This window comes from Exiguobacterium sp. FSL W8-0210, from assembly GCF_038006045.1.
GTDB lineage: Bacteria > Bacillota > Bacilli > Exiguobacteriales > Exiguobacteriaceae > Exiguobacterium_A.
Genome location: NZ_JBBOUK010000001.1, coordinates 1,275,779 through 1,297,844, shown reverse-complemented (window position 1 = coordinate 1,297,844; position 22,066 = coordinate 1,275,779). Strand labels below are relative to the sequence as shown.

The 22,066-nt window shown below is 47.9% G+C and carries 23 protein-coding genes, 1 other RNA gene and 1 pseudogene; 11 read left to right on the top strand and 14 right to left on the bottom strand.

Annotation, left to right across the window (positions count from 1 at the left end; genetic code table 11):
- Positions 1–45: 45 nt before the first annotated feature.
- Entirely contained in the window at positions 46–573 is a 528-nt protein-coding gene (locus tag MKY22_RS06685) for a M20/M25/M40 family metallo-hydrolase (protein ID WP_341087652.1), read from the bottom strand.
- Here MKY22_RS06685 and MKY22_RS06680 point away from each other — a divergent pair.
- The 4 genes and pseudogenes from MKY22_RS06680 to MKY22_RS06665 all read left to right on the top strand — a co-directional run.
- A pseudogene (locus MKY22_RS06680) lies at positions 556–823 on the top strand (IS30 family transposase); the annotation flags it as partial. The gene MKY22_RS06685 and the pseudogene MKY22_RS06680 overlap by 18 nt on opposite strands.
- A 935-nt stretch (positions 824–1,758) precedes the next feature.
- Entirely contained in the window at positions 1,759–2,175 is a 417-nt protein-coding gene (locus tag MKY22_RS06675; RefSeq protein WP_214729815.1) for a GNAT family N-acetyltransferase, read from the top strand.
- 583 nt (positions 2,176–2,758) lie between these two features.
- Positions 2,759–3,181, top strand: a complete 423-nt coding sequence (locus MKY22_RS06670) for a hypothetical protein (protein WP_214729812.1) — start codon at positions 2,759–2,761, stop codon at positions 3,179–3,181.
- A gap of 253 nt (positions 3,182–3,434) precedes the next feature.
- Positions 3,435–3,662 carry a hypothetical protein gene (locus MKY22_RS06665; RefSeq protein WP_214729811.1) on the top strand — a complete coding sequence of 76 codons (228 nt, stop codon included), beginning with the start codon at positions 3,435–3,437 and terminating at the stop codon, positions 3,660–3,662.
- Between the two features lie 218 nt (positions 3,663–3,880).
- Here the strand turns inward: MKY22_RS06665 and MKY22_RS06660 are convergent, their stop codons facing one another.
- Complete coding sequence (locus tag MKY22_RS06660) at positions 3,881–5,026, bottom strand: THUMP domain-containing class I SAM-dependent RNA methyltransferase (RefSeq protein WP_214729810.1); 1,146 nt, start codon at positions 5,024–5,026, stop codon at positions 3,881–3,883.
- Positions 5,027–5,137: 111 nt separating this feature from the next.
- Positions 5,138–5,511: RNase P RNA component class B (gene rnpB / locus MKY22_RS06655), an RNA gene on the bottom strand.
- 134 nt (positions 5,512–5,645) lie between these two features.
- Between rnpB and MKY22_RS06650 the strand changes: the two genes are divergently transcribed.
- A complete protein-coding gene (locus MKY22_RS06650; RefSeq protein ID WP_029341396.1) occupies positions 5,646–6,089 on the top strand; it encodes a hypothetical protein in 444 nt (147 codons plus the stop codon).
- A gap of 46 nt (positions 6,090–6,135) precedes the next feature.
- Here MKY22_RS06650 and MKY22_RS06645 read toward each other — a convergent pair whose 3' ends face one another.
- The 4 genes from MKY22_RS06645 to MKY22_RS06630 form a co-directional block, all read right to left on the bottom strand.
- A complete protein-coding gene (locus MKY22_RS06645) occupies positions 6,136–7,479 on the bottom strand; it encodes a S8 family peptidase (RefSeq protein ID WP_214729809.1) in 1,344 nt (447 codons plus the stop codon).
- Positions 7,480–7,528: 49 nt separating this feature from the next.
- The gene (locus MKY22_RS06640; RefSeq protein ID WP_023467922.1) at positions 7,529–7,942 is read right to left on the bottom strand and encodes a hypothetical protein; all 414 of its coding nucleotides are present in this window, start codon (positions 7,940–7,942) and stop codon (positions 7,529–7,531) included.
- Positions 7,943–8,001: 59 nt separating this feature from the next.
- Positions 8,002–8,694, bottom strand: coding sequence for a hypothetical protein (locus MKY22_RS06635; RefSeq protein WP_029341394.1), 693 nt, complete (start codon positions 8,692–8,694; stop codon positions 8,002–8,004).
- Positions 8,695–8,763: 69 nt separating this feature from the next.
- Entirely contained in the window at positions 8,764–9,759 is a 996-nt protein-coding gene (locus MKY22_RS06630; protein ID WP_341087639.1) for a potassium channel family protein, read from the bottom strand.
- Between the two features lie 68 nt (positions 9,760–9,827).
- Here MKY22_RS06630 and MKY22_RS06625 point away from each other — a divergent pair, with 68 nt between their 5' ends.
- The 3 genes from MKY22_RS06625 to MKY22_RS06615 all read left to right on the top strand — a co-directional run bounded on the left by MKY22_RS06625 (position 9,828) and on the right by MKY22_RS06615 (position 11,281).
- Positions 9,828–10,055, top strand: a complete 228-nt coding sequence (locus tag MKY22_RS06625; RefSeq protein ID WP_023467919.1) for a DUF1659 domain-containing protein — start codon at positions 9,828–9,830, stop codon at positions 10,053–10,055.
- 36 nt (positions 10,056–10,091) lie between these two features.
- Positions 10,092–10,298, top strand: coding sequence for a DUF2922 family protein (locus MKY22_RS06620; protein ID WP_035408457.1), 207 nt, complete (start codon positions 10,092–10,094; stop codon positions 10,296–10,298).
- Between the two features lie 89 nt (positions 10,299–10,387).
- Positions 10,388–11,281, top strand: coding sequence for a hypothetical protein (locus MKY22_RS06615; protein ID WP_214729807.1), 894 nt, complete (start codon positions 10,388–10,390; stop codon positions 11,279–11,281).
- A 98-nt stretch (positions 11,282–11,379) separates the two neighbouring features.
- Here the strand turns inward: MKY22_RS06615 and MKY22_RS06610 are convergent, their stop codons facing one another.
- From MKY22_RS06610 to MKY22_RS06590, 5 genes are all read right to left on the bottom strand, one after another.
- Positions 11,380–12,450 (bottom strand): hypothetical protein, encoded by a 1,071-nt coding sequence (locus MKY22_RS06610; RefSeq protein WP_341087633.1) that lies wholly within the window; start codon positions 12,448–12,450, stop codon positions 11,380–11,382.
- A 12-nt stretch (positions 12,451–12,462) separates the two neighbouring features.
- Entirely contained in the window at positions 12,463–13,281 is an 819-nt protein-coding gene (locus MKY22_RS06605; RefSeq protein ID WP_341087632.1) for a hypothetical protein, read from the bottom strand.
- The gene (locus tag MKY22_RS06600; protein WP_341087631.1) at positions 13,278–13,958 is read right to left on the bottom strand and encodes an ABC transporter ATP-binding protein; all 681 of its coding nucleotides are present in this window, start codon (positions 13,956–13,958) and stop codon (positions 13,278–13,280) included. Before MKY22_RS06600 ends, MKY22_RS06605 begins: the two co-directional genes overlap by 4 nt.
- Before the next feature lie 410 nt (positions 13,959–14,368).
- On the bottom strand, positions 14,369–14,803 hold the full coding sequence (locus MKY22_RS06595; protein WP_231681706.1) for a hypothetical protein: 435 nt from the start codon (positions 14,801–14,803) through the stop codon (positions 14,369–14,371).
- Between the two features lie 136 nt (positions 14,804–14,939).
- Complete coding sequence (locus MKY22_RS06590; protein ID WP_214729803.1) at positions 14,940–15,614, bottom strand: CPBP family intramembrane glutamic endopeptidase; 675 nt, start codon at positions 15,612–15,614, stop codon at positions 14,940–14,942.
- Positions 15,615–15,721: 107 nt separating this feature from the next.
- On the opposite strand from MKY22_RS06590, the gene MKY22_RS06585 reads away from it, so the two are divergent.
- From MKY22_RS06585 to MKY22_RS06575, 3 genes are all read left to right on the top strand, one after another.
- The gene (locus MKY22_RS06585; protein WP_058704753.1) at positions 15,722–16,405 is read left to right on the top strand and encodes a lytic transglycosylase domain-containing protein; all 684 of its coding nucleotides are present in this window, start codon (positions 15,722–15,724) and stop codon (positions 16,403–16,405) included.
- A 15-nt stretch (positions 16,406–16,420) separates the two neighbouring features.
- Entirely contained in the window at positions 16,421–17,002 is a 582-nt protein-coding gene (locus tag MKY22_RS06580) for a DUF1643 domain-containing protein (RefSeq protein ID WP_341087619.1), read from the top strand.
- A gap of 110 nt (positions 17,003–17,112) precedes the next feature.
- Positions 17,113–17,913 (top strand): SMI1/KNR4 family protein, encoded by an 801-nt coding sequence (locus MKY22_RS06575; RefSeq protein WP_341087617.1) that lies wholly within the window; start codon positions 17,113–17,115, stop codon positions 17,911–17,913.
- A 75-nt stretch (positions 17,914–17,988) separates the two neighbouring features.
- Here the strand turns inward: MKY22_RS06575 and MKY22_RS06570 are convergent, their stop codons facing one another.
- Entirely contained in the window at positions 17,989–20,364 is a 2,376-nt protein-coding gene (locus MKY22_RS06570) for a glycoside hydrolase family 31 protein (RefSeq protein WP_341087615.1), read from the bottom strand.
- A 152-nt stretch (positions 20,365–20,516) separates the two neighbouring features.
- A complete protein-coding gene (locus MKY22_RS06565; RefSeq protein WP_341087613.1) occupies positions 20,517–22,040 on the bottom strand; it encodes a cardiolipin synthase in 1,524 nt (507 codons plus the stop codon).
- Positions 22,041–22,066: the final 26 nt, after the last annotated feature.

The window sequence follows — 22,066 nt, the reverse complement described above, 5'->3', positions numbered from 1 at the left end:
GAATCGTCTCCTCTCACCTCTCCTTTTTACTATATTTGGAATCCATTACTCGGTATATCCGCCTAGAGTTGGATTTTTTGTCTGCTCAGCGAAATAGCGCTCGAGCAATCGGTGATGAAGTAATGTTTCGACCAAACGGACGGTTTCGAGCGTCGCCGCGAAATCAACCTGTTCAAAATCCGTATGCTCGTGCAGATAACCAACGGACAAGTTGACAGCTGGAATAGCTCGTAGTGCGAATAGTTTCGTATCACTGCTTCCTCCGTACCGTGTCGTTCGCCAATTCGGCATATCACTCAACATACCGGCTTGCTCAAAACATGCACCAAAAGCTGTCTCACAAAAATCAAACTCGACGTGACACCCTGTAACGATGTCGCGTGTACCGCGGCGATCAAAGACGATTGCTGCGTCGACGTCCTCTAAAAAGGACGCGTCCATCAATTCTGCACCACGACAACCGATTTCTTCTTCGATTGAAAAAGCGAGCTTGATCGTTCCGCGGAAGTCAGTCGCTGGAATGCGTTCCATGAGTTCAAGAATCGCAGCGATGCCCGCTCGATCAGCTGTCACGAACGGATACAGGACTCTCTTGGTATCCCAATGTACTTCACGGATCCCTATTCTTCATGGCAACGTGGCAGCAATGAGAATGCCAATGGTCTTCTCCGTGAGTTCTTCCCAAAGGGAACCAACTTCGGAATGATCAACAAGACAGAATTAAATCACGCACTTTCTAGAATCAACAATCGACCAAGAAAGTGTTTGGATTGGAAAGACTGCATATGAGGTCTTTTCCGAAGGAGTGTTGCGCTTAATTTGACAAACCGTCATTTCATAAAACTAAGTTGGATAAGAAAAGGGGAAATGTATAAAAAATACGACATACGAGAAAAATTTAACAGATAAATCAACTCTGAACATGCGGATCCCATTGTTATAACGCTTTAAGTTATGAGGACTATTGGTAAGAATTACGGTAGCTTGATAAAAATGTCTATTTGCGTCATATCTTAAATAGTATCAGTGATGTATAGTCACAGGAACATTAACTCAATGACTTTGGGACATCTAAGTTCAATGCATGAATAGGCGGGGGATCGATATTGATTCGGGAGATATTTCAGACGAAGAAGGCTATTAAGAAAATAAACCGGATACTACGTTCTAACGATAGTCGATCCAACAAATTACCTAGAATACCCTAATAATGAAAAGTAAATGAAACAAGTGGATTCATGTATCACTTAGCGATGATCCCCCTAAGAATCACATCTTCTTTTTAGTGGATGAAGATGGAGTCAAGCATTTTGAAGAAGACTTTCTTAAAATATTGTCGGATGGTTGAAAGATCTGTTTGTAGAATAGTGAATAAAATCAACGTGGGGACATCTTAACATGTTAATGGATACAACAAGAAAAAGGCGTTTTGTATTTCTTCTTTGTTAATAGGGATATAGATAAAAAGCAATTTCATAAAGCAGGAAGAATTCACCCCCTTGGTCGTACAAAACTTTGATACAATAAGTGAGAAAGGAGAAGAGAAGGTATACAAGAGTTAATGTAGGATATTAATGGTGGCTTTTTTAGCTTCTTAATCGGATGTATTATAGCTTCCGCAGGAACAAATCTAAACGCTTAAAATCAAAAAACTATAAAATCAATGACTATCCCTACATCTAGTGTTGAGTCTACGTATTTGACCATCATGATGGTAAGGCGAACGCTTTATAATAGATTAAGTGAGGAGTGATGATGATGACGAATATCCACATGCACGTTGGATATGATAAGGAGGAAGCTGGATTTATCCGATATAATTTGGTCAGGCACAATAAATCGAAAGTCCCTTACAATGATGAGGAGAAAATAAACTTTGTATTAAAGGATGAAAAGGGCGAAATCGTCGGAGGGTTAGTCGGTCATATAGACTGGGAATGCTTTTTTGTAGATATCCTGTGGGTGGACGATTCACTGCGCGGTATGGGAAAAGGCCAAGAGCTAATGGAAACAGCTGAAGCATATGCGCGAGCTCAACAATGCCGGTTGTTAAGATTGGATACCTTCAGCTTTCAAGCGCCTGTTTTTTATAAGAAATTAGGATTCGAGGTTTTTGGAGAATTAAAAGATTTCCCAAAGGGGTTCACGCATTACTATTTATACAAAAAAATTTAAAATAATATCGTTTTTAGTAGTTCTTAATCTAGTTCATGTATTCTGACTATAGTGGGAACTTACATAAAAGAAAGAGCAAGAAAGTTGGTTAAACATAACTTTTCTTGTTCTTTCTTTTGATTCCTTTTAGGGGAAAGTATATTTGAAAAAAGAGGATTTTTTCGAGAACAAATTTGCATACGCTCAATTCAACTTTCTTAGGCCGGCCCCTGTCATCATGATTACGATTCGATGAAAAACAACTCGCAGTTTATTAACGCGGCAATATAAAGAACTGGCGCGCATTATGTACGAAAATAGTATGTGTTGACCATGAGCTGTTTGAAGAAGAGTCATCTATTGCGATTGCCCTATGAAGACTTCTCTTTCTTCAAAGTAAAAGTGTTCGTGGTGAACAAGTACGGCGAAATAATAATCGTTAAGAAAACTAAAGTCTTGATCCATTCTAGAGCTCGTATCTCGTCATCGGGTTCATGCGTTTGATGAGCGCGAGGGCATCATAGCAGATGATCACCGTGCGAAGGTGAAAGACAAAACGTTGATTGTTCAGTATAAAGATTCTGCATTTTGAAGCGAGAACACGATGGCCGAAAGTTATACTTTGGATTCGATTCGTTTATTGGAGGACCTCTATAAGAACAAGAACTTCGATTTATTCGCCTTTGAACGATCTACGGTCGTGACAGACGACAATGGCAACGAAGAACTCGAACCGGTCCTGAAATCGTATTACACTCGACAGACACTTGACCAGATGAATCTCGATAACTTCTCGGACATGGTCTTAGTCAATCGGGAGCGCTATTTCCAGAAGGCAGACGGTTACTGGATCCATCTCGGTATTTTCCGTAGCCTCAAGAAGAGCTTGAGCGACAAGATCAATGCGCCGATCAATTTCGAAAACATGGATGAGTCCCGTTACGACATGCACCCGGACGCGACGAATGATGTAGTCAAAAACCAGAGTCGATTGAAAAAGAAGAACCGATCTTCGCGGAGCCGGTAACGAAAGAGAGTAATACTAATTCTCAAACGGAAATAGCTTACTATACAGCTACAATTTTATCCAGTATCTACAACGTTTCACAAATGTACGACCAGCTCTCCTTCAAAATTGATGAGCTGAATCAAATGGTCGGAACAAACGGCAATAAGGTGACTGCTCCAGTTTCTTCATTGCTGTTCTCACTCAAAGAAATGATCGATCTCCTATCAGTGCAGAACTCGCCACGCTTCAAAAAATGAGCGCACCCGATGACGTGACGGCTACTACGCAACGGTTAGCTGCTAACCAGGATGAGATGAACCGGATTTACGAACAACTTCAGACGCAGTTTTATAGCGTCGACAAACAAGATTATTCTGACGCTATTCAACTATCACAAGAAATCAAAAAGAATTTCAGTACGATGAAACAACTCGTTCAAGCTGATATTTCCGCCTACAGTACGTTTTTGATGAAATACGCCGATGAAGAAGCATCTTGAACTTAGTACAGTTAAGGGCACTCAGATTCCTTTTCTTTTAGATTTAAAAAGAACATATTTATTAAGAGCAATTCACAACATGATCCTATCAATCAGTTCCAGGCATTATTAGACCTCAAAAAAAACCGCGCAACCGAGCGGCTCATGATATTTTTGCGAAAAAATAAAAAAGTGAGAAGTCAGTGGGAACTGACGCCCACTCACCTCTCACAAATCGCTTAAGCCTGCGGACGTTTCCGACGCAAACCATAATACTGATAAAACTGAACTTCAATATTCCCGTTGTACAGCTTCCGGCGCTTCGTCGCTGGACGACCGTACGCTTTTTCGAACTCGACATACGACGTGATCATGTAGACACTGTAGTATGGGAATTCTTTATACGCCGTTCCAATCTTGCGATATAGCTGATGGACTTCACGTGCGTCCTCGAGACGTTCCCCGTAAGGTGGGTTCCCGATGATGACACCGAAGTCTTCCTTCGGTTTGAAGTCTGCTGCGTCGCGTTGCATGACGTTGATCGCATCGCGGACGTCTGCGAGTTCTGCGTTTGTTTTCGCGAGCTTGACCATCTCTGGGTCGACATCACTTGCGTAAATCTTCAGTGGTTTGTCCCATTCGGCTTTGTCGTTTGCTTCGTTGATCGCATCGAACCACGCCTTCTTCGGAATGCATTTCCATTCCTGTGAGACGAACTCCCGGTTGATCCCTGGTGCGATATTACGCCCGATCATCGCCGCTTCGATCGCCAGTGTACCTGAACCAGTGAAGACGTCGTAGAGCGGCATGTCCGGCTTCCAGTTCGTCAGCATCAGCATCGCTGCTGCCATCGTCTCTTTGAGTGGAGCGGCCGAGTGGAACTCACGGTAGCCACGTTTGTGTAACGCGTCGCCAGACGTATCGATCGTTAATGTCGCGATGTCTTTTAACAAAGCAACTTCGATCGGATAGCTCGCGCCTGTCTTTGGTAACCATTCCGTTCCTTTGTTGTACTGTTCTTGCATGTGCGAGACGATCGCTTTCTCGGTGATCTTCTGACAGTCACGGATCGAGAACAGCTTCGACTTGACCGAACGACCGTTGACGATGAAGTTCGCATCCCATGGCATCAATTCGTGCCACGGCAGTGCCTTGACTTGATCGAACAATTTTTCGAATGTCGTCGCGCGGAACTCAGCGACGACGAGTTTGATCCGGTCCGCTGTCCGAAGCCACATGTTCAAACGGGGAATGTCCTCCATCTCACAATCGATGTAGACCTTTCCGTCCTCGACCGTACATTCATATCCTAACGCACGGACTTCTTTTGCGACGAGCGCTTCGATTCCCATCGCCGCTGTCGCGATGACTAAGCGTTTTGCCATATCGCGTTCACTCCTTTATCGTTTCTTCCACTGGATCGTTTCATTGCAATAAAAAAAGAGCCCAGGGTGGACCTGGACTCTCGTTCAACTTAAAAATAACAGCCTATGTGGTCCTGTAAGCCATGTTCTGTTCCTTAGTGTTCCAAACGGTTTGACCCTCACACGCAGGCGACAATCATCTATCTCCGTATTTGCATACGCTCTCCTTCGCGTTCAGTTCCGCTCCGGAAATTCCCCTACCAAATTTGGGTTTCTCGCTCGTGGGGTTTACCTCGTTCCACCTTCATGGTTTCCCATGAAGCTCCGTCACTGTGGCACCTTCAAGAAGTTTCGGCCCTATCCGAAGACTTAGGCGTTCCTTCTGCCGTCAGCTTGACGCTGCCTACACTTATCTTTTTGTGTAGCACGATCACTACAGCCATCGCAGGCTGTGCGAGCATGGACTTTCCTCAAAGCACCGAAATGCCCCGCGATTGTCCGAACCAACATAGTCACTGCTTATGAGTGTAGCGTAGATGCCGCTTTCCTGCAAGAGGCAATTCTCGTTTTATAAACGAAAAAGTTGCGTCCCTGCCTCATTTCACGGTATAGTACAAGAGTTCAGAAGGGGGCATGTAGCATGAAAAAACGACGCTCTGGTACGAACCGGCGAACGGTTCGCAAGTTGACATTCTTGATCGAGATCGATGAGATCAAGGCACTTCATCTGCGAAACGGCATCTTCGCCTTCTATCGTCAAGGAGAGCTCATCCACGCGTTCGAGCCGTTCAACGTCAAGGCGCCCGATGCACTCTCAAAACGTAGCTATCATTTCGATCAACACGATATCTTGCTTATGAATGAACGTTTCCCTGAGCAAATCCCGTTGTATGATGAAGCAATGACGTTACGCTCTTGGGCCGACCAGGTCGCTTATGGTTTATACCAATTGATCGATTCCAGTCGCTTGTCGTTCGTCCATGAGGATGACACAGGATACAAGATGGAAGCGATGATCACGTGGACTGGAGAGGCATTAACGCCTCCGACGCCCGTCTATAAAAAAGGAAAAGACCCGAAGTAACCTTCAGGTCTCGTACGGCGCTTCTCACTCAGTGGGAGGCGCTTTTTTATTTCACTGTCAGGAGTCGTTCAACGGTCCGCGTATGGCGTCCGCCGGTCGTCGTAAAGACGAGCTTATAGGATCCCTTGTCTTTTAACTTATACGTAAACTTATGCGTCCCGTTCGTTAAATTCGATTGCGTGAACGTCTTGACGACCTTTCCGTCCTTATAGAGACGTGTCGTCGTCTTCGCACTCGCGTACTCATCGAAATAGAATGAAAACAGTTGATTTGGCTTGACCGTTGACGGCAACGAGATCTTCGAGATCGGTGCCGGTAACGTCGCCAAGATTCCGGCGTTCAAGCGACCCGTCCCGTAATGCAACTTCGTATCGCCTGATTTTTTCGTCGCTGCGGCATATAACTTACTGCGCATCGTCGTGTTCGAGACGAACGGATTCTTCGATTTTGCGAGTGCCAGTACACCGCTGACGACTGGTGTCGCCATCGACGTTCCGTCCAAGTAGCCGTATTTATTCCCGACGATCGTCGAGTAAATCCCTTCACCCGGCGCCATGATGTTGAGTCCTTTGCCGTAGTTCGAGAACGTCGAGGCACGACCGAGCGTCCCGACTGATCCGACGGCAACGACTTGACTCATCGAGCCTGGGAAAAGAACTTTCCCCTTCCCGTCGTTCCCGGCTGCGCCGACGACGAGGATGTTTTTCGCTTCTGCTTTTTTGATCGCGGACTCCATATACGGATCGTATTCATATTGTCCGAGCGACAGATTGATGACATCTGCCCCCTGCTCGATGGCATACAAAATACCGTCGCCGATATCGATCGACCCGGCATATTCTCCGTCAAAGACGTCCGCCCCGATCAGTTTGACACCAGAAGCGACACCGACAATCCCTTGACCGTCTTCACGCGCCCCGACAATCCCCGCGACATGTGTCCCGTGATCATCTGGTTTTCGAATCCCGGAAATCGTCGTCGTTTTATAGATGACATCCTTGAACTCACGATGTTTCGTATCGATCGCGTCATCGATGATTGCAACACGAACATCCGATTTCCCGCGGCTGTACTTCCAGTAAGCCGGAATCCGTGACTGATCGAGGTACGTTTGCTGGAACTGGGCAGAATCCGTCGCTTTTTTGACATCCGTGATCGGAATCAAATCGGCGTCGATATCCTCTTCCTCGAGATGTGCAAGTGGCTCGACGAGAGAAAATCCTTTTTGTTTCAAGGCACGAATCTCGGTCAGCCCCTGATTTGCCAACCATTCTTGTTTTTGTTGTTCTGTAAAGGTTGGGTCGTATTGTACATATTGAGACTGCGCGAAAGCAGACGTTGGCATGGCGACGATTGTCGCTAGCGTGAGTAGTGCAAGTTGCTTTTTCATGGGAACCCTGCCCTTCTCTGTTTACACGCCGACCGAAGAATCGTCTGGACTAAAGCGGAACCGTACCGTCCGGTTCTTCGCTGACTTCAAAAGGAATGATCTTTCCGATCGTCACGTAAGCATAATAGCGTGCAAGGACCGCACGCCAACGCGTTGCATCGATACCCGTCAGGTCTTCACCTAACGGGGAACCGTCGAACGTCTCGAACTGTTGGCAAAAGAACGCTTCCTCTTCTTCATGCCACGTTACTTCTTCGCCGATGAACCCGGTCGAAAAGCGGACGAAGTCCGCAATCGAGGGTCCGATCACTTCTGCCGGCAAGCGTTCGCTCATCCGTCCGACCAGTTCATACCGGTCACGTTGTGCTTGTTCCGCTTCTTCAATCGAATGACACAGCAGCACTTCACGATTTATTTCTACTAACACGACATAGTCACCACTCGGTAAATTGACGTGAATCATCCCTACACCCCTTGGATTGGATTCGTGCGGCTTCTAGGTGTCATTTTTTCTTCGATAATTTATAATGTCCATTTTCGATCAAATGTTAATTCAATCGGCTCGTTATCTTTCGACTTTAACATAACGACCCGTGTCGTTTCAATTTGATCGACGAGATCCGCTTGACGAAGAGACTGGATTTCCTTCGACGAACCGGCTTCAATCCGGTCTCTGTACGGGGCAAGCAACTCTTGTTGATTGCTTGCGAGTGCGTACCAGGCAAGACGGGCGAACGGTTCATCCTTTGCTGTCTCAAGTGCGTAGCTCTCAAAGATATCTGGAAGATAACTGCTAAATTGATCGAGCGCGTCGATGCGTTCTGCAACGTCGAGAATCGTTAACCAACTCGGGAGTGACAGCAACGATTCGCTTGACCACCAGTCAAGTAAATCGACATGTTCCTTAAGTAATTGCTGCGCTTCTGGTCGATCAATCATATGTTGTAGGGTCTGGATGAGTTCGTTCCAAGCAAGTGACCAGTATTCCTCTGACGGATTCGCTGAAAGGAAGAATTGACGATAGACCGTCAGTAGTTCCGAAACGTCCGTTAATGGTTCGACTTCCAATCGTTGATTAAAACGACTAACTGCTTTTGTAAAATAACTTGGTTCAAGCGTCAATGCCATATAGAGTAATTTCGGTGCATTTTTAATTTCACCTTGATCGACCGTCTCGAATAATTCTTGGATCCATTCTGGTTGTGGTTGTGTCATAATCCTTTTCCTCCGTTTAGTAAATTTGTTTACTATACCCGAAAAAAGATTAGTTGAATCATGCCCACCTTAAATTGCTCCGATTCGTTGGGCGGTTTCCTCCGAACATAAGACGATCAGCGTTCCGTTTTTCGGAATCGTTTCGTCGAGACGTTGGTTCAAATCGAGCCGCTTCCCGTCGGATAGAATCGTCACCCCTTCTTCTAGCAAGGCATGAAACGCATCACGATATGTCGCCCATTCCGGTCGCGTCGGAATTGAGAACATCCCTCCCCCATCCTTCGTCAACAAATTCGTCACGACCTTCGTCACGCCAGGATGATGGGACGCGAGGATCGCCATCCGGGCAATCGTCTCATCACCAAGTAACACCTCATCAACCTTAACCTGTTCGAAGCTGTCGAGGTGTTCTTCAAGCATCATCTCGACGATCGTGTAGATGTTCGGGTTCGCCCGTTCGATGCTTGAAGCAATCAACAATGTCCGTCCGTCAGCATGGACCGGTGGAATCGAATGATCGGCGAGGACGATCGCACGAACTGCCTTTTCGATGTGTGCCCGTTCGAGCGTCGAGGTCAGTGCCGGATCACCACAGACGTAATGAAATCGTGGATGACTGAATGGCTCGCGCTCTAAATCATCGACGAGGACGACGTCCGTATGTTCGAGTAATGAATCGATGACGTGCTTCGAACGCCGACTGTAACCGAAAACGACGGTATGCCCTGTTTCTTTCACTTGTAATAACCCTCTTTCCTTTTGATTGCGAATCAACTGGACACCGTCGACCAGTTTTGAGATTAGTCCCCCGACGATCCCGATTCCAAAGATGAAGACGAAAATCGTCAGAATCCGACCGGTATCAGAATTCGGGAAGAAGTCGCCGTACCCGACCGTGACGACGGTCGTCATCGTCCAGTAGACGGCCCGGAAGTAGGATCCGAACGTCTCTGGCTCAAGAGCATACATGATGCCCGCGACACCAAAGACAAAGATCAAAGACGCATATCCGAGCGTCCGCATGCGTAAAAACGATACTTTTCGTAAAAAACGTAACCAGACCATCTTTTTTTCATTCCTTTCGAACAATCCGGTCTCTTCCCCTGTCAATAAGGGCGAAGGAGGTGATACACATGACACAAGCAGAAGAAATCAAGACGAGTCTCGTCATTGTCTTCGAGCGGAAGGACAAGGTGACAGCAAACGGTGATGCCGTCGTCGCTCGCCGCCGCTACAACGGCTTACGTTCGAATCTTCCAGCAGACGTCGTCGCTTCGATCGGGCAATCGATCGGCAGCTTACTCGACGGACGCTACGCGCTGACGGAAATCAGCCGTGACTACGCTCTACTGAAGGCATGACCCATCCTCTACATTTCATGAAAGGAGTGACCATTGATGGAACATACGATCGTCCTGACATTTGATACGGTGACAAAAAAACCGTATCGCTTACGGATCGCTGGTGCGAAGGAGAATGCGACCGTTGCTGAGATCAAAGCAATCGGTGACTTGTTCGTCGCCCATGACCCATTCATGAACGGTGTCACACGTCTCGCGTCCGCTGAATTGCAAAATAGTTCGGAATCGCCATTCGTCTTGTAAGCTTTTTTAGTCCATCGTCACGGGATTACGTGACGATGGCTTTTTTTTGGTATACTAGAAACATCAACCAGCTGAAAGGAAGTCAATTTATGGCCAAACGCCCACTCACTCCTCGCGAATGCGAACTCGTCGTCTGCAGTCTCTACGTAATGGAACTCATCCCGTTCGAAGGCATCATGGAACGTCTCGAATCCATTACGCTCCGAGACATCATCGGCCCCGTCGCACGTGGTGAATCGACGCGGGAGCAAGCTGCTGACGCGCTTGACCAGTACATCAAGGTCCGACGTCGCCGGTTCCGCAACGTCCCACCGGAACATCTGTGGTCGCTTGACGACCGGATTGAACAAGAAGCACTGCGGATGATCCGCAAGCGTTCGCCGCTCTCGGCAGGAGAAAAGCTCCAGCCGAAAGCCATTCCTCATGAAATGGGTGATACAGTCGAGTTGAAAGTGACCGAAATTCAGGATCGCAACAACAAAGTGACCTTGATCGGGAAAGTCGGAAACGTCACGGCGAAGCTCCCGGTCGCGAACCGTCAAGCCTATAAAGGCAATAAGACGATCTCTGCCTGGATCACGGGTGTCGAGAAAAAACCTGCCTTACTTCATCTGTCGACATCCGACTACGGTAAGCATCAGCCGTCAGACGACGTCAAAGTAGCGTACGCAACTGCTGTTGCCGCGTTACGTCGTTATTTCGAGACGAACGAACTCCCGACGACCGAAGAAGTCGATCTCGCGAAATCACTATTCCAACGGATGATCCGTCGCGATCAGAATGATTGGTTCACAGTGTACGTCGCGATGGGTCGTCCGCAACTTGATCACGTCCGGCGCTGGGTCAAGGTCATTCAGATGCTCGCTCGCTCACTGCGCGGAGACGAGGAAGCGACACAACAACTCGCTTCGCAGGAAGATCGTTTCTTCAAGGACGCCTTATTGCGTGCCTGTAAAGCGGCAGAAAAAAATTTCACGTCTTGATGCTTTCGCCCTAGAATGTATCGATTCCTAGTCAAAACGAAAAAAAGAACGGTTCGTCCCGGATAAGTTTTTCCGGGACGAACCGTTTTTTTCGTGGATCATTGAACCGCAAAATCATAGATACGCGTTCCTTTTTTACGATTCGCATCTTTGATTTCTCCTTGATACATCAGTTGCTCATTCTTCAGATCAATCACGGACACTTGGAATCCATCGTTTGTCTCGGAAGAGAGATAAAGTTGCATCTCATCCTTCGAATCCAACCAATCAATCTTTTTCAAAACGAGCGGACTGCTTACGCTATGCTCGGATAATCGTTTCGTTTCCAAGTCGAACATCGACCATTCGATTCGTTTCGTCTCCCCTTCCGGCAGACGGAAGCCGATGAGATAACGACCGTTCGCATAGGGCGTATAATCGATTTGTTGCTGATTCAACTCCTTGATGGAACGAACGCTTTTGCCGTCATCGAGGAAATAAGATAGTTTTGTGTTCTCCTCATCGCTGTCAGACGGTTGTTCCGTGTAGACGACCTCATTTTGATGAATCGCTAAAAATTGACGAGCGTGTTTAGGCGCTACTGGCTTTTGAAGAACGATCTCTTCAACCCGGTCGCCTGTTAAATCGAGCACAAGCAGTTTTGTTTCCCTTGGCTGATCGACTCGATCGAGTTGGATGTAGACCTTCATCGCCTGTTTATCGACGACAGTGGCTTGTATGTCCATCCCCGTCTCAAGTTTTGTATCATACTGAAATGTTTTCTCGAACATCTCCTCCGTCTTAAACGTAAACATCTTAAATTGCAGTTTATTTTGTTTGATCTGAATCGCATACTCTGATTGTCCATCTCCACTTACATTCGTTTCCATATGCGTCGTGAATTCGTAATATTTATCTGGTAAATCCGTCATGCTATCTTCACGGAATAGTTGTCCGACGTAAGAATTTGACTGTTTTTCGATGTCTCCCTTAGCGTTGACATCATAAATCGTCGAACGCATGCCTTTCGTCTGAAGACGTAAATTAAAATTTTCGATTTGCGATGATTTTCCACTGACGGTCTCGAGCGAAAAGTCTGCTCCTTTGATCGACAGCGTGTAGCCGATGTAGCTTCCGATTGTTATGAGAATGATCACTCCATAGATCAGAAGTTGACGATATCGTTTCATGAGATTTCTCCTTTAGACGGATAGACGCGTCTGGACTAACCGCAGATTTTTGTACGACACATATAACGTTAAGAGCACGATGTACCCGAGATAAAATTGCATGTGCAGTTGACTCAAATCGTTCGAAATAGCTGACAATGCTAAGCCCAAAATGATATAACCGCCAATCAACGCAATCCCATGTAATCCGACGAGCAAGAACGCTTTTCCCTTTCGGAACGATCGTTCAAGTAATACTGTCATGAAGACGAACGAGATGACGATGAATGTCATCAGTAAGATGAATAAAATATCACTCGGATACATCGTATAGAACAACTTCATATAGATGGAGTATTCATTGATGCTGGCTGTGATCTGTTGAGCATCTGGTAACAACCATAAGTAGAGATTACGACTAAGCAACAACAGCCCCCACTGAATTCCGATCAAACTAGTCACGACAAGTAAGAGTGCCGTCATTTTCGACCCAAAAATCGCCCGGCGTGATCCCGGTAACAATAGCAATCTGTAGATGTACTTCGTCTCACCTATCCAGTCGCGGTACCAAATCCAGAACGCAAACAGGATGATCATCCCCATTGCTAATACAATGATTGAATCGTAAAAATCCGTTGCCTGTGCGAATGTCAACGCACCACCTGCTCGCGCAATTGCGTCCATTTCTGATATCTGTTCAATCCGCATCGTTTTCTCGATCGTGCTTTGATAATCGTAAATTTGATAGAGCAGAGACGCGATTTCCGCGACGATCAAGCCTGAAATCAACAACACCAGTAATTTCGTACTTCGTTTCAGTTCTTCATTCGTTAATAACAACCAACGTTTCATCCTTGATATACCTCCCGCATCCGGTCTTGGACCGATTGATGATGACGACCTCGCAGTTCATCCGTCTCTTTGACTTCGACGATCTTTCCGTCCCGTAAGAACAACACTCGGTCGATCACCTGCTCGACTTCAGCGATTTCGTGAGTCGTCATCAGGATGCTTCGTCCTTCCATGAACTCACTTGAGAAAATCCAGGCAATCTGTTCCTTCATGAACAAATCGATTCCCGCGAGCGGTTCGTCGAGTAATATGTACGGTCGATCGAGGGCGAATCCTAAGACGAGATTGAACTTCGCTTTGTTCCCTTTTGATAAGTTCGCCATTTTATCCGTCGTAAACAGCTGAAACGTCTGCAGTAACCGTTCCGCTGTCTCTTGATTCCAGTCCGGATAATGATCTGCCATATATACGAGCGCTTGTCCGATCGTCATGTAGCTCGGCATCGTCTGGAGATCAGGCACGAACGCGATCTGGTCGCGCGACGCTTTACCGTCGACTGTCACCGTCCCGGCATCCACCGGAATCAGACCGAGAATTGCTTTTAAAATCGTTGACTTTCCTTCCCCGTTTAAACCGATCAGACATGTCACTTCGTTTAGACCGACAGAGAACGTCACGTCACGTAAGACGTGCTTTTTTCGTCCGTATCGCTTTTGTAGCCCCTTCACTTCAAGCATTAGACTTCCTCCCTCAATTCCCACCATTGTATTAAGACAATAGTACATCTGTTAACTGTATGGTACATGCCATACAGTCTAGCGTCAACCTGTTTTTTCCTGCTATCATCCAGAAAATGAAAAGGAGCCGAACAATCATGTCCGACTCCGCGAGTATTCGACTTCGTTTTTGCTTTTTAATTTATGAAAGAAGAGAGACGTTTTGTTCACTCGAAATCGCTTCTTAAGGAAAAACAAGCAGGAGCGACCCTGCAACGAAGTGAAGCGGCGCGATGCTTGTCCCAGGAAAACGATTCGAGATGAACAAAAAAGTGCACGCTGTTTTCACGACGTCGAATTCTCTCGATTCGTTGATTAAAAAAAGAGAGGACGCCCTGATAGACGTCCCCTCTGAACACGTGACTGGTGTTTCAATAAATATCAATCGTCGACTCCAGTGCCCGGCATGTCCGACGCACGGTCGGTAAGAAGTCAGTCCGTTTTGCGACACCGCCTTCAATCTGGACATGCTGAATGCCTTTCGTCCGCTGCATCGCTGTTAAGACCGTGACCAGTTCGATGAACCAATTGGAGATCAGTTCGACAACCTGTTCGTCAAAAGCGGCAGCGCCATACACATCATACCCGTTCTCGCAGAGATGGTTCGGGAAGCGGGCTTTGAACCGATGAATCAAAGTGTCCGTCGTCGGAATCAAAAATTCGTCGTAAACGACACGTTGTTCGGCATCAAGCGTTTGTTCTGTCACACCATCCATCATCAAATGTGGCTGATTGCCGATATTCAATGTCCAACTCGTCTTCTTTCGCTCGCCAGTGGAAGTGATCGTTCGCATGGTTTCATCCATCTCCTTTTGATGTGTAAGCGTTTACCTTCTCATTTTACCTGTCATTTGACCTGTTCTGCAACCGTCAACTTGACCATTTTATAATGATGACTTCGCTTGACATTCAGTCTATCAAATTCAACGCTTTTTGACGATGTCAGGAATTAACATCGTCCTTGTAAATGTAGACAGCAACGAGATCGATCAAGACATGGATGATGATCAGCGGCCAGAGTGTTTCGAGTGCTAGATACAAGTAACCGAATCCCGCCCCGATCAGTCCCGTGACGAGGATCGCAAACCATCCTTGATAACGATGTGCGACACCAAACAAGATTGCCCCGATCCAGACGAAACTGATGTTAGAAAACGGTAAAAATAATCCGAGAGCATGAAAGAGAAAACCGCGATAGATCAACTCTTCCGTCACCCCTGCCATCAGCGCGACCATCTGAAACCCGGTCCGCTCCTCTTTCGTTCGCGGCAGAATCAGTCGCTCCGCCTCACTTTGATAAAGCGGCAACAAACGTTTGCGAAACGCTGGAACAGTCGCCGTCAAAAGTAAGACGAAGCAGAGAAGGACGATCAGTCCGATCGTCGCGTACCAGACCGGACCACTTGGGACAAAAAACGTCAAGCCGATTTCTGGCAACCGTGTACCGCTGATCAGCGTTCCGCCGACGAGCAACAGACATAAGATACCACTCGACTGGACCATCGAGGGATAAAATTCCTTGCGTGGGACGATCGTCAAATCGACCGGTCGGACCGCTGCGATGATCGAAAGGACGACGAGCAATCCGAGTAAAAATCCATTTACGAAGAGATACATGACTTCGACTCCTTTTTTGATTCCACACTCCCGTCACAGAAAGTGCTATTAGACCCTACTAAAATATGATACCATTCAGTGGAATCCTAAACAGAGGAGAGAACAATATGCGAAAAGTTTTTCGAATCAGCATCTTGTTCGTACTGTTCGCCCTCATCGTCAGTAGCTTCATCTACTGGCAAAATCGGGAACGTGTTCAAAACGAAATGTATCGTACGTATTATGGACAGCATGGCGTACCTGCCGAGAACATCGACATCTACGAACAAGCCGCGGCACGTTACGGCATCGACTGGAAGCTGCTCGCCTCCATTCATCGCGTCGAGACGATCTTCTCCAACTCGTCAGCGATGCAATCGTCCGTCGGCGCTATCGGTCCATTCCAATTCATGCCGAAAACATGGGTCGGTTGGGGATACGAAGGTGGCACGTCGCTCGGTGACATCGAGCATGACGGCATCGACGTGACGGATCCGGAAGCCATCGAGAAATATGGTGGTCTCGGAGTGGACGCGGACGGCGACGGGAAAGCTGACCCGACGAGTCTCGTCGACAGCGCCCACACGGCAGCGAAATACCTGAAACAACATGATGTCACGAAGACATCCGACCGAGACACGCTCGCGACAGCACTGTTTGAATACAATCGCAGTGAACAATATGTTTCTGACGTGCTCGCCCAATACGATCGTTACCAGCAACACGTCGAGGCGATCGATGCGAACGACCTCGACCTCAAGAAGAAGACACTCGCATTCTTCCTTCGCATCAGCTCACGTTTGACCAATTAAAAGGAGGCACCACCCATGACACCAGCCGATTCTTCCGAACTCTTGATTGAGGAATCGTCGATCCGCGTCCAGACGACGTTTGATCGAGACAAGACGAAACGCTACTTACGCAGCTATATCTTTGACGACATCGCAGAAGGAACGCACGTCGCCGCTTTAATCTACACACCACGGACGACGGACGCCTTTCTCTCCGGAACGACGACACAACGTGCGTACAATTTGATGAAGAAGTATGTCAGTGATCCCGTTAAACAATATGACATCATCAGTTTGATGCCGGACCTGCTCGTCAGCGAGGATCTGCCATTCGCTCAAGCGAGTTTCGATGAGACGAACTATGCGTTCGTCGCGAAGACACTTGCCGATGTCAAAGCGAAAAATGGCGTCGTCCTCTGTGGCTGGGGTTCTCCTGGTCGTCTGATGCACCACTTGCCGGCATATGAGGAACTGTTTGATCAATATGCTGACATCCTTTATTGCTCCGGCATAACGAACAAAGGTGAACCGAACCATCTGCGCTTGACGATGGACGATAGTCCAATGATCACGTATAACGACATGAAACAAAAAGCGAAAAAATTGCGTCGTAAATGACACAATAGACCCTTCCTTAATGGACAGGGTCTTTTTTCGAAACATTTTCCAAACATATTGCGTATAATCAAGGTCTACATCAATCATTACATAGTAAGGAAGGTCATACGATGCCATTTTGGGATGAAGATCTACAAGAAGAAACGATGATTTCAGTCAAAGAAACAGACATTCAACGAATCGAGCAAGCCGTCAACGGTTCACTCCCCGTCCGTTACCTCGAACAAATCCGGGAACAAAACGGTGGTGCCCCAGAAGCTATGGCCGTGATGGTCGAGTTCAAGAATACATGGTCGGACGAAGAAAGCGGATTGCACCTCCCACTCCGCTCCATGACGTCATTGACATTCGAACGGTATCTGGACGAATTGTCGGTCCTCAGGGAATGGGATGTCGAAGGAAACGTCATGATGTTCGCGGAAGGAGAAGGGAGCTATTTTTGGTACTTCCACTTCATGGAGGCTGCTGAGCCGACTGTCTGGTGCCTCGATATTTCGGATGAAACGACCTATTTTGTCGCGGCGACCTATGACGAGTGGTTAACGAAGCTGAGTACCGATGTTCCGGAAGTCGTCATGCCGGATGTTGTATTTCTGACGTTACCTGAAATCAAGGACATTCTCCGTGGAGATGACGAAAACGAAAAACTTCTCGCATACTCCCACTGGATGATTCTCGATGAAGAACAGGAAGAACTCATCGAAGCGTTCATGACACTGATCGAACGAAACGACCAGCCTGATTTCCTCGATTCTTATGCGTATTACCTCATGGAAGTCTTGACGAACAACCCGGAGTTGTTAGAACAGAAACGAGATGACGTCACGACCTTGATCCTCAGTAAAGGTGACGATCTCGATGCAGAAGACTTGCTATCTTGGATGGATGAAGAGATAGACGAAGAGTTCTGACCTCAACCAGAAAGCCAGTATTCCTCGTCCATATGGATGACGAATACTGGCTTTTTCGCATGCCTATCCAATCGTTTAAGACAACATCAACTCAAGCAGACAATCGACGAGATCCTTCTCGAGTTCGAGTGCTTGCAACTGGTGCATCATGTTGACCGGGTCGAGCTTTTGTGACAGCAGGCGGTACAAACGGTCCTTCAAATCATAGCTGATTTCCGCTTGGTCGAGGAATGCATACAACCGGTCCATCTTGTTCTCGTTCGTCGAGATCTCGACTTGAAGCGACAATGTGATCGTATCGGTCACTTCACCCAGTTCGACACGAAGGGACTGTGTCGCATGATCATAGATACCGGTGACACTCTCTCCGTCGCGCTGGACGTATCCTTCACGGACTCCACGTAAAATCAATGTGATCGACCGATTTTCCGGTAGCAAGTCACGATGTCCAGTCGGTGCAGCGATCGTCAGTTCACGCGCTTCCCAATCGAGCGCGAATGTCGTCTCAACATTGACGCCGTCGCGGTGTGCGACCCCTGTGCTGTCGTCTTCAAACAACGTAAACCGGTTCGATGCTCCCGGGAAGACGACGACTTCGAGATCGTCCGGATTATGCAATGCATTCGAATGTTCGAGATGACGACCGAGGGGGACGATCGCACCGGCTTTCGCGAGTACACCTTGGTCTTCGAGATAGCGGAACAGACGGATCTGTTTGCCGCCACGGTACCGGTGCCCATTGAAGAAATCGAACCATTCCCCTTCTGGCAACCATGCAGTCGCAGCTGTCATGTGCAGTTTCCGATGCATCGGCGTGACCATCGGCGCAACGATCAATTCCGTTCCGAAGTAAAACTGATTCGGAACATTGTATGCTTGATCGTCTTCTGGATGCTCATAATACATCGGTGAGACGAGGGGCAAGCCGTCAAAGTGATTGCGGGCATTCATCGTGTAGATGTACGGCACAAGCTGATGCCGGAGTCGTAAATATTTCTTCATGACGTTCGCCGCATCGGTCGAATAGCGCCATGGTTCCTTCCCATTGAAGATGCTCATCGTACTATGCAGACGCATGATCGGACTGAAGACACCGTACTGGAGCCAACGTGTCGATAACTCGTCATCTTTTTCCCCGCGCTGGTGCCCCCCGATATCATGACTCCACCAGCCGTAACCGATGTTCGACGCTGTCGCCGTGAAATACGGCTGGAATTGGAGCGATGCCCACGAGATGATCGTATCGCCCGAGAAACCGACCGGATAACGATGACTTCCGGGTCCCGCGTAACGTGAGAAGATCAACGGTCGATTACCATCGCGGGCGATATCAAGCGCATGATAATGGTTGAGCATCCAGAGCGGATCGAGCCCCTTCATCTTCGAGTTCGCGCCCTGTTGCCAGTCGATCCACCAAAAGTCGACGCCATCCGCCTCATGCGGATGATGCAACTTCGTGAAGTAGTTCTCAATGAACGTCCGGTCCGAAAAATCAAACGGAATCCGGACATCCGATTCGGGATCAACACCCATTGCGACCGCCATCGCCTCGTATGCTTCCTCAAACCCACGCACCCCGTCCGCCGGGTGCAAGTTAAGCGTGACCATCCGGTCGTCGTCCTTCAACCATTGCAAGAAGCCGCTTGGATCCGGGAATAGATCACGGTTCCACGTATAACCCGTCCAACCGCTCCCGTATCGTTCCGGAATATCGGTAACGTGCCAGTCCATGTCGATAACGCTGACCGAGAACGGAATATCTTCCGTCTTGAAGCGTGTCATCAAGTCCTTGTATTCTTTCTCACTATATCGCCAGTAGCGACTCCACCAGTTGCCAAGTACCTGACGCGGTAACATCGGTGTCGGTCCTGTCAGGTGGTAGAAGTCACGCAGTGCCTGTTTGTAGTCGTGACCGTATCCGAAATAATAGATGTCATGCGTACCGGAGCGACGCGGTTCGACGAAGTGGTCTTCCGTCAGCACGAAGGCGTTCGAATCGTCGATCGCCGCGTATCCTTGCCGTGAGACAATTCCTTCCTCGAGAGGAATGACACCGTCCGCGTGGTCAAGCGTCCGTGCCGTTCCTTTTAATGTCCGGAGCGGTCCGCCGAACGTATAACGGCTGTAATAGGTACTGAAGTTCCCTAAAACATCGATATAAAGTGTGTTCGCAGCGAACGGTCCCTTTGTATAATGCAGATGGACGTGCTCGGTGATGATTTGCAATTCTTCCTCGTTTTCGACGATGCGGTAAGCAGGTACCGGGAAATCACGATTGAAGACCGTTTGGGTCGGTCGATCCTCGAATTGTCCATCCGCCGCGTATTCGAGTCGAATCATCCGACTCGTCAAGACCGTGAAACGGTAGACATCTCCTTGGATGATAGCGTCTGGTCGTGCTTGTGGTTTCATGTCGCGCGTGTAGAAATGGGATTCATCAATTGTTCGCATACGGGTTCGGGACTTCCGTCCCTTTCACTTCCTTCCAGGCTAAGTAGTGTGCAACCGATTACACATCTAGTGTATAAGAGTTCATGTTCCCACTTCAAGGAAGAATCAACCTAAAAATGTCCCGCACCTGAAAATAGATGCGGGACGTTACGTCATAATAAGGGTGAAATCAAGCGCGAAAGTGACTCGAAAATCCGGAAACGGAGCGGGCGTTTGACGTAATCATTCGATGATAACTGAATCGAGACATCGAAATCAGCAATGAAGTCACGCTCGAGCTGCTCGGCACTTTTCGTATCGTACAGGAACGCCATTAGTTCATAGTTGAGGACAAAACTGCGAATGTCCATGTTTGCCGTTCCGACAGCCCCAATCTTGCCGTCGACGAGAAACAGTTTGGCATGGATGAAGTGACGGTTGTACGTGTAAATCTTGACCCCATCTTTCAGGAGTGGTCCAAAGTAGGAACGGGTGCCGTAGTAAGACGTAAAACTATCGCCTTTCCCCGGTGTCAGGATGCGGACGTCAAGCCCGGCACGTGCAGCAAGTCGAAGTAGCGTCATCGTCTCATTGTCCGGAATCAAATACGGTGTCGCAATCCAGATCGAGCGTTGCGCCGAGATGATGGCCGCAATCAAGGCATTGCGAATCGCGGGATCCTTTGAGGTCGGTCCGCTCGTGACAATTTGAATCGCTCCGTCGGACGCAACATCATGTTTCGGGAAGTACTGGTGGATTGTCTCTTCCCCCGCAAACGTCTCCCATGTGTCGTCCGATTCGATTCGGGCATAGATCCAGTCGTCGAGGAACGTCGCTTGTAATTCCTTGACGGCGCGTCCTTCAAGCCGCAAATGCGTATCACGCCAAAAACCGAACTTCTTACTCTTACCGTCGTACTCATCCCCGACGTTCAATCCACCGGTGAATCCGACTTTTCCATCAACGACGACGATTTTCCGGTGATTGCGGAAGTTCGCCGTGAAGATGAACAAGGGACTTGAGATTGGGTCATAGGCTGCGATATGCGCTCCCGCGTCGCGTAGCGGGCGCAAGAAGTTTTCACCGAGCATATAACTTCCGAGTCCGTCATACATGAATCGCACTTCGACTCCCGCTTCGAGTCGCTCGATCAATGCTTCCCGGATCGACTTACCTGTCTCATCGTTGCGATAGATGTAGTACTGGATGTGGACGTGATGCTGCGCTTGACGAATTGCGTCAAGAATCGCCGGGAACGTTTCTTCCCCGTTCGTCAGAATCTCACTTGCTGTATGAACGTCCACCCCGCCACCACCAAAGTTACGAATCGTGTTCGCAAGCTTCAAGTGATTCGGTGGCAACTCACTGACAGCAAGCGACCGAACTGGACGAATCGCTTGCTTGAGCAATTTCCTTTCATCATGCGAACGACGATTCCGGCGCCGACGCCGTGGATTCCGACCGAACATCAACCAGATGATGACTCCGAGAATCGGTAAGAAAATTAGAACGAGAAACCAAGCGATCGTTGATTCTGCGGTCCGGTTCTCGATGAAGATGATCATGATGACAGCAAGCGGCACGACCGTCGCTGAAATCGTTAAGACATAAAATAAATAGCCGAGTTGATATAGTCCCCAAATGATGCCACCGGCGACTAAAAATACGAGTGCGAATTGTAAAATCCGGTTACGCACAGACCTTCCTCCTTCAATTTACATAC

Excerpts from the sequence above, each read along its gene's own strand:
- MKY22_RS06675 (WP_214729815.1), top strand. The coding sequence starts at position 1,759 with ATGACGAATATCCACATGCACGTTGGATATGATAAGGAGGAAGCTGGA.
- MKY22_RS06670 (WP_214729812.1), top strand. The coding sequence starts at position 2,759 with ATGGCCGAAAGTTATACTTTGGATTCGATTCGTTTATTGGAGGACCTC.
- MKY22_RS06660 (WP_214729810.1), bottom strand. The coding sequence starts at position 5,026 with ATGGCAAAACGCTTAGTCATCGCGACAGCGGCGATGGGAATCGAAGCG.
- MKY22_RS06650 (WP_029341396.1), top strand. The coding sequence starts at position 5,646 with ATGAAAAAACGACGCTCTGGTACGAACCGGCGAACGGTTCGCAAGTTG.
- MKY22_RS06645 (WP_214729809.1), bottom strand. The coding sequence starts at position 7,479 with ATGAAAAAGCAACTTGCACTACTCACGCTAGCGACAATCGTCGCCATG.
- MKY22_RS06640 (WP_023467922.1), bottom strand. The coding sequence starts at position 7,942 with ATGATTCACGTCAATTTACCGAGTGGTGACTATGTCGTGTTAGTAGAA.
- MKY22_RS06635 (WP_029341394.1), bottom strand. The coding sequence starts at position 8,694 with ATGACACAACCACAACCAGAATGGATCCAAGAATTATTCGAGACGGTC.
- MKY22_RS06630 (WP_341087639.1), bottom strand. The coding sequence starts at position 9,759 with ATGGTCTGGTTACGTTTTTTACGAAAAGTATCGTTTTTACGCATGCGG.
- MKY22_RS06625 (WP_023467919.1), top strand. The coding sequence starts at position 9,828 with ATGACACAAGCAGAAGAAATCAAGACGAGTCTCGTCATTGTCTTCGAG.
- MKY22_RS06620 (WP_035408457.1), top strand. The coding sequence starts at position 10,092 with ATGGAACATACGATCGTCCTGACATTTGATACGGTGACAAAAAAACCG.
- MKY22_RS06615 (WP_214729807.1), top strand. The coding sequence starts at position 10,388 with ATGGCCAAACGCCCACTCACTCCTCGCGAATGCGAACTCGTCGTCTGC.
- MKY22_RS06610 (WP_341087633.1), bottom strand. The coding sequence starts at position 12,450 with ATGAAACGATATCGTCAACTTCTGATCTATGGAGTGATCATTCTCATA.
- MKY22_RS06605 (WP_341087632.1), bottom strand. The coding sequence starts at position 13,281 with ATGAAACGTTGGTTGTTATTAACGAATGAAGAACTGAAACGAAGTACG.
- MKY22_RS06600 (WP_341087631.1), bottom strand. The coding sequence starts at position 13,958 with ATGCTTGAAGTGAAGGGGCTACAAAAGCGATACGGACGAAAAAAGCAC.
- MKY22_RS06595 (WP_231681706.1), bottom strand. The coding sequence starts at position 14,803 with ATGGATGAAACCATGCGAACGATCACTTCCACTGGCGAGCGAAAGAAG.
- MKY22_RS06590 (WP_214729803.1), bottom strand. The coding sequence starts at position 15,614 with ATGTATCTCTTCGTAAATGGATTTTTACTCGGATTGCTCGTCGTCCTT.
- MKY22_RS06585 (WP_058704753.1), top strand. The coding sequence starts at position 15,722 with ATGCGAAAAGTTTTTCGAATCAGCATCTTGTTCGTACTGTTCGCCCTC.
- MKY22_RS06580 (WP_341087619.1), top strand. The coding sequence starts at position 16,421 with ATGACACCAGCCGATTCTTCCGAACTCTTGATTGAGGAATCGTCGATC.
- MKY22_RS06575 (WP_341087617.1), top strand. The coding sequence starts at position 17,113 with ATGCCATTTTGGGATGAAGATCTACAAGAAGAAACGATGATTTCAGTC.
- MKY22_RS06570 (WP_341087615.1), bottom strand. The coding sequence starts at position 20,364 with ATGCGAACAATTGATGAATCCCATTTCTACACGCGCGACATGAAACCA.